7 protein-coding genes are annotated in these 11,779 nt (G+C 75.0%); 2 read left to right on the forward strand and 5 right to left on the reverse strand.

Translation table 11 applies throughout. The features are described 5' to 3' along the window. Positions 1-14: 14 nt before the first annotated feature. Positions 15-2,360 carry a DUF3376 domain-containing protein gene (locus tag ACWIYF_RS09105; protein WP_448627798.1) on the reverse strand — a complete coding sequence of 782 codons (2,346 nt, stop codon included), beginning with the start codon at positions 2,358-2,360 and terminating at the stop codon, positions 15-17. Positions 2,361-2,493: 133 nt separating this feature from the next. Next, complete coding sequence (locus tag ACWIYF_RS09110; protein ID WP_448627799.1) at positions 2,494-3,150, reverse strand: hemerythrin domain-containing protein; 657 nt, start codon at positions 3,148-3,150, stop codon at positions 2,494-2,496. Positions 3,151-3,261: 111 nt separating this feature from the next. Here ACWIYF_RS09110 and ACWIYF_RS09115 point away from each other — a divergent pair, with 111 nt between their 5' ends. Then, entirely contained in the window at positions 3,262-6,042 is a 2,781-nt protein-coding gene (locus ACWIYF_RS09115; RefSeq protein ID WP_448627800.1) for a BTAD domain-containing putative transcriptional regulator, read from the forward strand. Positions 6,043-6,063: 21 nt separating this feature from the next. Here ACWIYF_RS09115 and ACWIYF_RS09120 read toward each other — a convergent pair whose 3' ends face one another. Beyond that, positions 6,064-7,434 (reverse strand): FAD-binding oxidoreductase, encoded by a 1,371-nt coding sequence (locus tag ACWIYF_RS09120; protein WP_448627801.1) that lies wholly within the window; start codon positions 7,432-7,434, stop codon positions 6,064-6,066. Positions 7,435-7,596: 162 nt separating this feature from the next. On the opposite strand from ACWIYF_RS09120, the gene ACWIYF_RS09125 reads away from it, so the two are divergent. Continuing rightward, on the forward strand, positions 7,597-10,443 hold the full coding sequence (locus tag ACWIYF_RS09125; RefSeq protein WP_448627802.1) for a helix-turn-helix transcriptional regulator: 2,847 nt from the start codon (positions 7,597-7,599) through the stop codon (positions 10,441-10,443). A gap of 14 nt (positions 10,444-10,457) precedes the next feature. On the opposite strand, the gene ACWIYF_RS09130 is transcribed toward ACWIYF_RS09125, so the two are convergent. Then, on the reverse strand, positions 10,458-10,727 hold the full coding sequence (locus ACWIYF_RS09130; RefSeq protein ID WP_448627803.1) for a DUF4242 domain-containing protein: 270 nt from the start codon (positions 10,725-10,727) through the stop codon (positions 10,458-10,460). Between the two features lie 64 nt (positions 10,728-10,791). Then, positions 10,792-11,772: a phosphotriesterase family protein gene (locus tag ACWIYF_RS09135; protein ID WP_448627804.1), complete on the reverse strand. Its 981-nt coding sequence runs from the start codon at positions 11,770-11,772 to the stop codon at positions 10,792-10,794. Positions 11,773-11,779: the final 7 nt, after the last annotated feature.

Raw genomic sequence — 11,779 nt, forward strand, 5'->3', positions numbered from 1 at the left:
GGAGGTCGAGGGGATCAGTCGGGAAGCACCTCCCCGAGGAGCCACCGGGCCAGGAGTCGCTCGGCGAACTCCGGGGTCTTGGGGATGTCGACGGAGTCGGCCGCGACTCGGGCCGCTCGCTGTTCCAGGCGCTTCAGCGTCTGTCGCCCGCTGTCGGTCGACCGCAGCTCCGCCAGGGGGTTGTAGGGCGGATCGTCGGTCACCAGTGCCTCGGTGTTCGCACGCAGCCGCACACCGTCGGGATCCCCACCGTCATGGGCGAGGACGGCTTCCTGCATCGCACGGACCCACTCGCGGCTCTGGCCGAGAACCCGGCCCAGATGGGCGATGGCGTCGAGCCGGCCCCAGAGCCAGTCGTGCACCCGCCACTCCGGCTTGCCGAAGCCGGCGAAGTGGCTGGCGCGGGAGCCGTACAGCTTGCGGTCTCCGAAGGCGGCCGCCGCGCCCGACTGATCGAGCGGCGATGTCCCGGGGGCATCCAGCACCGGTGCGTCCACGTCGGGGCCCAGGCGCAGGAACCGGAACAGAGGCGTGCGCCGATACGGCGCGCCTGCGTGCAGTGCGCGTGCGCAGATCTCCACGGCCAGCGCCAGGCGGAGGGCGTCGTCCGCCTGGACCTCAGGGACGTACTGCCGGAGTCCCTCGGCGAAGGCCGTCGCGGCGGTTTGCAGGCACTGCTGCAAGGTCACGGAGATCTTGAGGCGCTCGCACACCTCGTCGACCACCTCCGCCGCCTGCTCGTCGGTGCCGAACCGGCCGACGTCCTCGGCTCGCAGCGCGGCTTCCAGTGCGTCGCTGACCGCCTCGATCCGACGGAGGGCGTGGGAGACCTCGCGGGCGGCCTGGCTGACGTCCTGCCCGTCGTGGAGCCGCCGCATCAGGTCCCGGGCGAGGAGGCGGACGCAGCGCTCGGCCGCGGCGACGCCCCATTCCCACGGCGTGGCGAGGGGAGAGACGCCTGGTCCGAAGGCGGGCGGGGGCGGCCGCAGCGCCGTCGTCGCCGTCCCAGGGCTCGTGGCCGCGGGGCTCGCCGGGAACTGCGCCGTGGGACTCCTCAGGTCGTGGGCCCTGAGCCGATCGGCGCCTCCGGCAAGTGACCGGGCCTCGACGATCCGACCCGCCGAACGCCCCCGCCAGTACGTCGCCAGAAGTCCGCCTGCCGCTGCCTGGACGTCGGTGTAGCTGGTCGAGCCGGTCCCGTCGCTCAGCGCCGTGTCGAAGAGGTCGACCGCCTGGGCCTCCGTGTCGACGGCATGGATCAGATGATCGAGTTCGTCGATGTCCGTGCGGAAGTCCCCTTCGCGAGGCAGCAGGACCGCGTTGGCCAGCACGCTCGTCAGTTCGGGGGGACCCTCGGTGGTGCGAGCGTGCTCGCCCGACTCGGTGCCTCGCGACGGCACGACGTACACGAGCAGCCGCTCGACGTCGGTGTCGGGTGCCCGGCGGCTGATGCTGTCCAGGACGGGCCCGAAGGGGGCGTTGTCCAGGATCCCGCCGTCCGCCAGCCACGCCTGCTCCGTGTCGGCGGCGGCCAGCACTCGCAGCGGAGGTCCGGCCATCGTCGGCGTCTCCTGCACGGGTTCGAAGGCCACCGGATACGACGCCGACGCCCGCACGGCGGTCGCCAGCTCGTCCGCGTACTGGCTGAACTCCTGGAGGTCGCGGTCCTCGAACTCGCCGGAGTCCGGGACGTAGACCTCGTGCGACGGGTCGTGCCGGAAGCGGTACAACCGACGGTGGTCCTGCGTCTTGAAGGCCTGGTCGAAACCGTCGCGGAACTCCTGGTCCGCTCGTCCGAGTGCGGTGGCGGTGACGAACAGCGTGACGGGCGGCGGCTGCGGAGCCGACGGGACGCGGCGTGCTTGATCCAACCTGCTCCGCACCCCGAGCGCATCGAGCGTCTCGACCACCTGCTCGGTCAGGTACCTGCCGTTCAGGAGCGAGCGCTGCTCGTCCTGCTCGTCGGGCAGCAGCTTGCCGTGCTCCAGCCCTGCCTTCACCTCCCACAGTTCGCGGAGGAAGGGTGTCCTCCGCCGCGCTCCGGGGGCGTCCGCGGCATCCGGCCAGTCGAGGCGGCCGCCACCGGCGACGGCGGCGGCGAGGAGGGCGCCGTTGATCCCCCCGGCACTGGTGCCGGCCACGATGTCGACCACCACTCGCCGGCCCTCCGCCGCCGCCTTCCACTGCTGCCACGAGAAGCGGTCGTACACGGGGACGTCCGCATCGCCGTCCGCGCCGCTCTCGCTGGCCCGTCGCAGCAGATCGATCTCGTGCGTCACTCCGGCCATCCAGACGGCGAGGCTCACGCCTCCGTTCATGACCAGGGCAAGGCGCAACTCCGGGCGGGAAGGCGTCGACATGGCCGGTCAAGTTAGTGACGTCGATCACAGTGCGGAACGCCTCGGTGCGGCGCGAGCACCCCGTGGGGTGTCGCGCGCGGCCGGTGAACCGCTGCTCGCTGTCCGCCACCCGACGGCTCCACGCCCGGACTGCTCAGCTGCCGCGGACGCGGGCGACGCCGCGGCGGTACTGCGCCTCGCCGACCAGGTTCCACAGCACGCGCGCCCAGGCCGGGATCTTGGCGAGGGTGTGCGCCTTCTCCTCCGGCGTGCACGTCTCAAAGGCCAGGCCGAGCCAGAACAGGCCCTGGGTCTTGTCCATCTTCTTCGCGGCGTGCGCCCCGAAGGCCTGCCACTCCGCGACCGTCAGGTGGTCGGCCATGATCGGCAGCAGGAACGTCTCCTCGTCGTGCAGGTGCTCCACCAGCGCGGCGGCGAGCGCGGCCAGCTCCGCGGCCAGGCGCGCCCGGCTGTCGACGTCCGCCCGCGCCTCCCACTCCCGCCAGGCGTTCGGCAGCGAGTCCAGCAGCTCGGCGACCCGCTCGTGCTGGCGTTCCATGCGGGTGATCAGCTCGGCGTCCATCGGGCAGCGCTCGAGCAGCGCCGGCCAGAAGTGGGTGTCCTCGTACTCGTGGTGGTGGTGCAGCACCGTCGTCACGAAGCGATAGTGGCCGCCCAGCACGCGGGCTCGGCGGCGGTCGCCCTCGGCGGTGCCGCTCACCAGCGCGGGCAGCATGCCGAGCTCCTGGCGGAAGGTCCGGTGCACGACCACCATCTCGTGGACGTTCGGCTTCTCGGTCGTCGCGGTCATCGTCGTCGTCCTCTCGGGGATCCGGGTGTCGGTGACCCCGAGACTCCGGACGCCGCTTGACCGCGCCTTGACCGCCGCTGGACGGCGCCGGCACCTACGCTGCCAGGCGCCATGACCGACCGGACCGGCCTGCGGGTCCTCGTGCTGGGACCCACGGAGGTCCGGCGCGGGGGAGAGGTGCGCGAGCTGCGCGGCGGCGCGCCGCGCCGCCTGCTCACCGTGCTCGCCGCGGCCCGCGGCGAGCCGGTGACCGACGTCCGGCTGGCGGAGCTGCTGTGGGGCGGCGCGCCGCCCGACCGGTGGGCGGCAACGCTGCAGTCGCACGTCTCCCGCCTGCGGACGGCGCTCGGGGACGACGACCGCAGCGTGCTGCGCCGCGCCGGCGACGGCTACGCGCTCGTCCTGCCGGCCGGTGCGCTCGACGCCGACACCGCCGCGCAGCTCGTCGCCCGCGCCGCCGCCGAGGCCGATCCCCGCGCCGCCGTCGCCCACCTGACCGCCGCGCTGGAGCTGTGGCGGGGCACGCCGTTCGACGACGCGGGGGACGACGACCTCTCCGGCGTCGGCCCGGAGCGCGCCCGGCTGACCGAGCTGCGGGAGCAGGCGATCGAGCAGCGGCTGGCCCTCCGGCTCGGGCTCGGCGACGCGGTCGCCGTCCTCCCGGAACTCACCGCCCGCACCGCGGAGCGGCCGTTCCGCGAGCGCGGCTGGGAGCTGCTGGTACTGGCGCTGTACCGAACCGGCCGGCAGGGCGACGCGCTCGCCGCGCTGCGCCGCGTCCGGTCGCTGCTCGACGCGGAGCTGGGCATCTCACCCGGCGAGGAGTTACAGCGACTGGAATCAGCGGTGCTGAACCAGGATCCGCGGCTGCTGCTGGGCGCGCCGCCGGCCCCCGCGGCCGCTCCGCGCACCCCGATCCGCCGGCCGGCGACGCGGTTCGTCGGGCGCGGGACCGAGCTGGCCCGGCTGGCCGCCGCGGTGGCCGACGCGCCGCTGATCACCGTCACCGGGCCGGGCGGCGTCGGCAAGACCCGGCTGGTCGTCGAGCTGCTCGCCGACCGCGCCGACCCCGACGGGCCGTGGCTGGTGCGGCTGGCCGACGTCTCCGGCGCCGGGTTCGTCGCGCTGTCGGTGGCCGCGGCGCTCGGGCTCTCCGAGGTGCACGGGGACGGCGTCGCCGCCGTCACGACCGCGCTGGCCGGCCGGCGCGGGCTGCTGGTCCTCGACAACTGCGAGCACGTGCTCGACGAGACGGCGGAGCTGGTGGCGCGGCTCCTCGACGCCGCGCCGGGCCTCACCGTGCTGGCGACCAGCCGTGAGCCGCTCGGCGTCGAGGGCGAGGTGGTGCTGCCGCTCGCGCCGCTGGCCGGCGACGCGGTCGCGCTGCTCACCGACCGGGTCGCCGCCGTCCGGCCCGGGTGGACGCCGTCCGCCGAGGACGCCGAGGCACTGACCCGCATCGCCACCGCGCTCGACGGGCTGCCGCTGGCGCTGGAGCTGGCGGCCGCCCGCAGCCGGCTGCTGGCACTGCCCGAGCTGGCCGGCCACCTGCACGACGCGCTCACCTTCTCCGCCCGGACCGGCCGCGGCGGGCTGAACCCGCACGCCACCCTCGCGGCGGCCATCGACTGGAGCCTGGAGCTGCTCGCCCCGGCCGAGCGCGACCTCGTGCTCCGGCTGTGGCCGTTCGACGGCGGGCTGACCGTCGACGCCGCCGAGGCCGTGGCCGGCGCGGAGGTGCTCCCGCGGCTGGCCGCCCTGGTCAGCCGCTCGGTGCTCACCGCCGACACCGCCCGCACGCCGACCCGGTTCACGCTGCTGGAGACGGTCCGGGCCCGCTGCCGCGAGCTCGACCCGGCGCCGGAGCAGAGCCGGCGGGCGCACGCCGAGTGGGTGCGGGCGCTGGTCGCCGACGTCGACCGGGGCATGCAGGGACCGGCCGCCGGCGCGGTCACGCGGCGGATGGCCGCCGAGCTGCCGAACCTGCGCGCGGCCCTCGCGCACGACCTCGAGTCCGCGCCGGTCGAGGCGCTGCGCAGCGTCGCCCGCCTGGACTGGTGGTGGTACCGCCGCGGCGCGGCGACCGAGGGGCTGCGCTGGCTCGGCGCCGCCCTGGCCGCCGCTCCCGACGGCCCCGCGGTGTGGCGGGCGCGGGCGCAGACCGCGCTGGCCTCGCTGCGCGCCCTCGACGGCGACATGGCCGGCGCCCTCGCGGCGTTCGACGCGGCCGCCGCCGAGCTGGACGCGGCCCCGCCCGACGACCCGGAGCTGCCCGCGACGCGCGTGCTGGTCACCCACTACGCCGCGCTCGCCGCGCTGTACACCGGCGACCTGGCCACCGCCGAGCGGACCGCCCGGGCCAACCTGGCGCCGGCCCGCGCGCTCGGCCTCGGACCGCTGGTCGCCGCGCAGGAGATCATCGCCGGGGCCGCCGCGGGGGCGTCCGGGCGGCTGGCCGAGGGCACCGCGCTGCTGCGGACGGCGATCCGCACCGGCGAGGACGTCGGGCACGCCTGGGCGGTCGCACTGGCCGAGCGCATCCTCGCCGCGCTGGTGCTCGGCGACGGGCGGCCGGGGGAGGCGCTGGACCTCGTCGTCCGCGCCGGGCGGCGGTCGGTGGCGGAGGACGACCTCTCCGCCGTCCTGAGCGGGCTGATGGTCGCCGCCCCCGCGCTGGCGGCGCTCGGCCGGCCGCGGGACGCCGCCGCGGTCGCCGCCGCCGTCCTCGCGCGGGCCCGGCGGGTGGGGGTGCGGCTGGAGTTCCTCAGCATCGGGCTGAGCCCGGACCTGCTCGCGCCGCTGGCCGCCGCCGGCGCGGAGGCCGACCGCGGCCGGGGCACGCGGACCGGGGAGGAGGGCTCGCTGGCCGAGCTCGCCGCCCTCGCTGGCTGAGGCGCAGGCAAAGCCCCCGGGCTAGGGGCGGATGTTCTGGTTCAGGCGGAACAGGTTGTCCGGGTCGTAGCGGCGCTTCACCTCGCGCAGCCGGGCGTAGTTGGCGCCGTAGTTGTCGGCCACCTTGGCCTGGTCGTCCGAGGAGGCGAAGTTGACGTAGCCGCCCGGCTCCGAGTACGGCGCGATCGCGGCGTGGTAGTCCTTGACCCAGCGGATGTTGGCCTCGTTCTCGGCCGCGTCGGCCCACATGCCCGCGATCACGAAGGCGAACGACGCGTCCCGGTGCCCGAAGGCGGTGGCGTCCGAGGGCACGTCCTGGACGGCGCCGTCGATCGGGTAGAGGTGCACCGCCGTGTGCACCGAGGGAGTCCGCGACCCGTACTCCAGGTGCGCCGCGATCGCCTCGTCGGTGAGCTCCTTCGCATAGGCGGTCTTCCAGTAGTGCTGGAGGCCCTTCGGGTAGAGCGCGTCGAACGCGGCGTTGAGCGCGGGGTAGGGCATGGGGCCGACGTGCTCGGCCACCGGCCGCGCCACGTCGCGGAAGCCCTGCAGGACCCGCTCGCCCTCGTCCTGCGCGCCGGCCCAGCACGACACCACGGCCAGGTGGGGCCGCCCGTGCCGGTCCTCCGGGATGAACGGCAGCGGGGGCGCGATGTGGAAGCCGGGGAAGCCGCCGTAGTCGCGCGGCGCCGTCCGGATGAACTCGCGGAAGTACGCCAGCACGGCCGGTGCGTCGGCGAGGTCGAAGAACATCGGCCCGCCGAGGATCGTGCTCACCGGGTGCACCCGGTAGGTGAACCGCGTGACGACGCCGAAGTTGCCGCTGCCGCCGCGCAGCGCCCAGAACAGGTCGGCGTTCTCGTCCTCGCCGGCGGTCCGCACGCTGCCGTCGGCGGTGACGACCTCGGCGGAGAGCAGGTTGTCGCAGGAGAGGCCGTGCCCGCGGGCCAGGTAGCCGATCCCGCCGCCGAGGGTCAGCCCGCCGATGCCCGTGGTGGACACGACCCCGCCGGTCGTGGCCAGCCCGTGCTCGCCGGTGACGTCGTTGAACCGGCCCCACGTGGTGCCGCCGCCGGCGCTGGCGGTGCGCCGCTCGCCGTCCACCGCCACGGACTGCATGTCCGACAGGTCCGCGACGATCGCGTCGTCCGCCGTGCCGAAGCCGGGCACGCTGTGCCCGCCACCGCGGACGGCGAGCGGCGTTCCGGTGTCCCCGGCGAAACGGACCACGGCGGCGACGTCGTCCGTGTCCGCGCAGCGCACGACCGCGGCGGGCCGTGCGTCGATCATGCCGTTGTGGACCCGGCGCGCCTCCTCGTATCCGGCGTCGCCGGGGCGGATGAACTGGCCGTCCACCTGGCCGGCCAGCAGGTCCAGTGATGCAAGTGCCATGACGGATCCTTGTCGACGATGGGCTCCGGAGCGGGAGCCGCGTCGAGGCTAGGAGCGGGGGACCGGGCCGCACATGACCAGAACCGGCGAGATCCGCGCGGCGGCGGCCATGGTCAGATCTGGCCATCGACGCAGCTCCCGCGGCGGGGCTAGCCTGCCGCCGTGTCCGGCTGGGTACCGCCCCTCCCGGCGCGCTGGGCCGATCCGGCGCGTCCGACCTTCGTCGGCCGGCGGGCGGAGCTGGCCACCCTCGAGGAGATCTGGGCGGCGGTCGACGCCGGCCTGCGCCAGGTCGTCTTCCTCGGCGGAGAGCCCGGCGGTGGCAAGTCCCGGCTGCTCGCCGAGGTGTCGACGGCGCTGCACCGGTCCGGCGCAACCGTGCTGCTGGGCACCTGCGCGGCCGAGTTCGGCGCGCCCTACCAGCCGTTCGTCGAGCCGATCGAGGCCCTGCTGGCCCGGTCGCTGCCCGAGCGGGACGCCGACCGGCTGCGGACGCTGGCCGGCCAGCCGGCGGCCGCCGACCACGAGCACCGGCGGGAGCTGTTCGACTCGGTCGTCGACGCGGTCCGCACGGCCGCGGGCGAGGCGCCGCTGGTACTGGCGCTCGAGGACCTGCACTGGGCCGGCCCGGCCGCCCTCCAGCTGCTGACCTACCTCGTGGAGCGGACGGCGGAGTGCCGGCTGCTCGTGCTCGGGACGCACCGCACGACCGCCCCGGACCGCTCCGGCGCGCTCGTCGGCACGATCGCGCAGCTCTACCGGCTCGACGGCGTCCGCCGCCTGGACCTCGCCGGGCTGGACACCGAGGACATCGCCGAGTTCCTGCTGGCCGAGGGCCAGCTGTCGCTCAAGCGCGCGCGCAGCTCCGCGGCGCTGCTGCGGGACCAGACCGGGGGCAACCCGTTCTTCCTGCGCGAGCTCTGGCAGGACCTCTCCGCGCGGGGCGCGCAGCCCGACGACCTCAGGGCGCCGATCTCGGTCCGCGACACGGTCGCCAGCCGGCTCGAGCGGTTGCCGGAGGTCGAGCGCCGGACGCTGGAGCTGGCCGCCGTCATCGGCGAGGACGTGGACGTCGCGGCCCTGCTCGCCGCGGCCGACACCGAGCGCGCGGTGACGCTGACCGCCCTGGACGGCGCGGTGGCCTCCGGCCTGCTGGAGGCGCCCGTCGGGGGCGGCATCCGGTTCGTGCACGCCCTGGCGCGGCAGGCGGTGCTCGAGCTGATGCCGGCGTCGCGGCGGGCGCTGCGGCACGCGCACGTGGCCGGCGTCCTGGAGACGACGATGCCGCCGTCGGAGGCGCGCTCCCAGCGGCTGGCGTTCCACTACGCGCAGGCCGCGGCCCTGGGGTTCACCGAGCAGGCGGTGCGCTATCTGACCGAGGCCGCGCAGGCCGCCGACCGCAGCCTGGCGCACGAGGACGCCGGCGCCGCCTACGAGCAGGCGGCCGCGCTCGCCGCCGTCCCCGCTGAGCGCGACCGGCTGCTCCACTCCGCCGCCGCGAGCCACCTGATGGGCGGTGACTTCGGCCGGGCGCGGCTGCTCGCCGAACGCGTGGCGGGCACGGCCGGGCCGCGGGAGCGGCTGGAGGCCGCGATCCTCTACGAGGACGCCGCGTGGCGCCCCGGCCTGCACGGCGCCCGGGCGGTGGAGCTGCTCACCGACGGGTTGCACGCCGTCACCGGTGACCCGGCCGATCCGCTGCGCGTCCGCGGCATGGCCAGCCTCGGCCGCGCGCTGGCGTTCACCGGCGCCACGGAGGTCGCCGCCACGGTCGGCGACCACGCCATCGTCCTGGCCCGGTCGGCGGACGACGACCACCTGCTGGCGCACGCGCTGCAGGCGTCGCTGTGGAACGGGATGCGCCCCGCGGACATGCCGACCAAGCTCGAGCGGGCCGCGGAGCTCACGACGCTGGCCCGGCGCACCGAGGAGCCGCGGTACCTGGCCCAGTCCGCCTACTTCCGTGGCGCGATCGGCTACATGCGCGGTGATCCGGACGGCCTGGCCCAGGCCCAGGAGGACCTGCTGCGGGCCGGCCGGTTCAGCGGCGAGGACTTCTACGCGTACGTGGCCGGCTGCATGCGCTACGCACTGCAGTTCGTCGAGGGCGACCTGACCGGCGCCCAGCGCACCTGCGACGAGCTGCTGGAGTTCGGCGAGGCGTTCGGCAGCGACGACACCGAGGGCGTCTCGGCGGTGCAGAGCTTCATGGTCCGGCGCGAGTCCGGCGCGCTGGAGCGGATCCGCCCGCTGATCACCGGCGAGGAACGGCCGCAGGACCACTGGGCACCCGGGCTGCTCGCGCTCTACACCGAGCTGGGCCTCGACCGGCCGGCGGCCCGGGTGCTGCACTGGCTGCTCGACGGCCGGCTCGACCGCTTCCAGGAGTCGGCGCAGTGGCCCGCCGTGCTCGTGTTCGCCGTCGAGGCGGCGCTGCGGCTCGGCGACCAGCCGGCGGCCCGGACCCTGCGGCCGATGCTCGACGAGTACGCCGGGCTGAACCTCGTGGCCGGCCAGTTCGTCGCGGTGTTCGGCGCGGCCGACCGCTACCGCGGCGCCCTGGAGTCACTGCTCGGCACCGGCGGCGCCGAGGAGCTGTTCGCCGCGGCGCTGGACCTCGACGAGCGGATGGAGGCGCCGCTGCACCGGGCGTACACGCTCGTCGCGCTCGCCCGGCACCTGCGCCGGTCCGGGGTGCGCGGCGCCCGGCTGGACGCCGTCGTGGCGGAGGCGCGCGCCCTGGCCGAGCCGCTCGGCCTGCGCCGGGTGCTCGACCTGCTGCAGGCGGAGCCGGAGCCGCGGCCGGCCGGCCCGGCGGGGCTGACCGCCCGGGAGACCGAGGTGCTCCGGCTGCTGGCGGACGGGATGCTCAACCGCGAGATCGCCGAGCGGCTGTTCATCAGCGAGAACACCGCCGCCAACCACGTGCGCAGCATCCTGGCGAAGACCGGCTCGGGGAACCGCACCCAGGCGGCGCGGTTCGCCGTCCTCCATCGGCTGCTGGACTGACACCCGCCGCCGGGTCAGAGGGGGACGAGCGTCGAGTCGGGCTGCATCGTCCCGGTCATCTCGACGATGACGTCGGCGGGCAGTCCGGCGCGCTCCGCCGCGCGCCGGATCGCGTCCGCCGACGGTGCCTCGTACAGGCAGTACGTCTTCCGCTTGTCGGCCGAGAGGAACGAGTACAGCCAGCGCACGCCCTCGTCGTCGTTGATCCGGTTGATGCCCTCGGCGTCCTCCTTGCTGACGTCCAGCTCGTCGGCGAAGCGCCGCTCGATCATGAAGACAGGCATCGACACCCCTCTCGCGAAGGGGTCACCGTACTCCGGCCGCCTGGCAGCGGGGCCGGGTCGCGCGTTACTCGAAGTAGCGACGCGGCGTGTCCACCAGCATCTGCCGGATCTGCGCCTCGCTCACCCCGCGGTCGCGCAGCATCGGCAGCACGTCCTCGCTGATGTGCCGGAAGTTCCAGTTCGGCGCGACCTGCTGGAACGCCGCCCGGGCGGCCGGGTCGGGGAAGTAGTCGATGAAGCAGCTCGCGTCGTGCGCGAGCACCATCCGGTCGGCGTAGCCGCGCTCGGCCAGCGCGGCGATCGTGTCCACGCGGTTCTGCGTGGGGTTGTAGATGTCCAGACCGAAGCGGTCCATGCCGAGCAGGCAGCCGGCGTCGGCGAGCTCGGTGAGGTAGTCGAGGTCGTTGCTGTCACCGGCGTGACCGATGACCACCTTGGTCAGGTCGACGTCCTCCTCGCGGAAGACCTTCAGCACCAGCCGGCCTGCCTGCGTGGGGGACGACGTGTGCACGGTGATCGGCGCCCCGGTCGCGCGGTGCGTCGCGGCGCAGGCGCGCAGGGTGCGCTCGACGCCGGGCGTGAGGCCCTTGGCCTCGACGACGCACTTGAGGAACGCCGCCTTGACCCCGGTGTCGGCGATGCCGTCGCGGATGTCGCGGGTGAAGTCGTCGACCATGGGGTCGGTCGGCAGGTCCAGGGGCAGTCCGGGGCCGCGGTGCTCGTACTGGTGCGGGATCTCGTCGAACGTGTACAGCCCGGTGGCCACGATGATGTTGATGTCGGTCTGCTCGGCGACCCGCTGCACCCGCGGGATGTAGCGGCCAAGCCCCCACACCGTGGGGTCGACGATCGTGTCGATGCCCAGCGCCTTGAGCTCGTTCAGCTTCTCGACCGCATCGGCGACGCGTTCGTCCTCGTCCCACCACGAGCCGACGCCGTAGTTCTGCACGTGCTCGGTGGAAAGCACGAAGACGTGCTCGTGCATGAGGGTGGCGCCGAGCTCGGCAGTGTCGACCGGGCCGCGGACGGTCTCGACGGTGGGCACAGGGGAA

The organism is Geodermatophilus sp. URMC 64 (genome assembly GCF_053502555.1).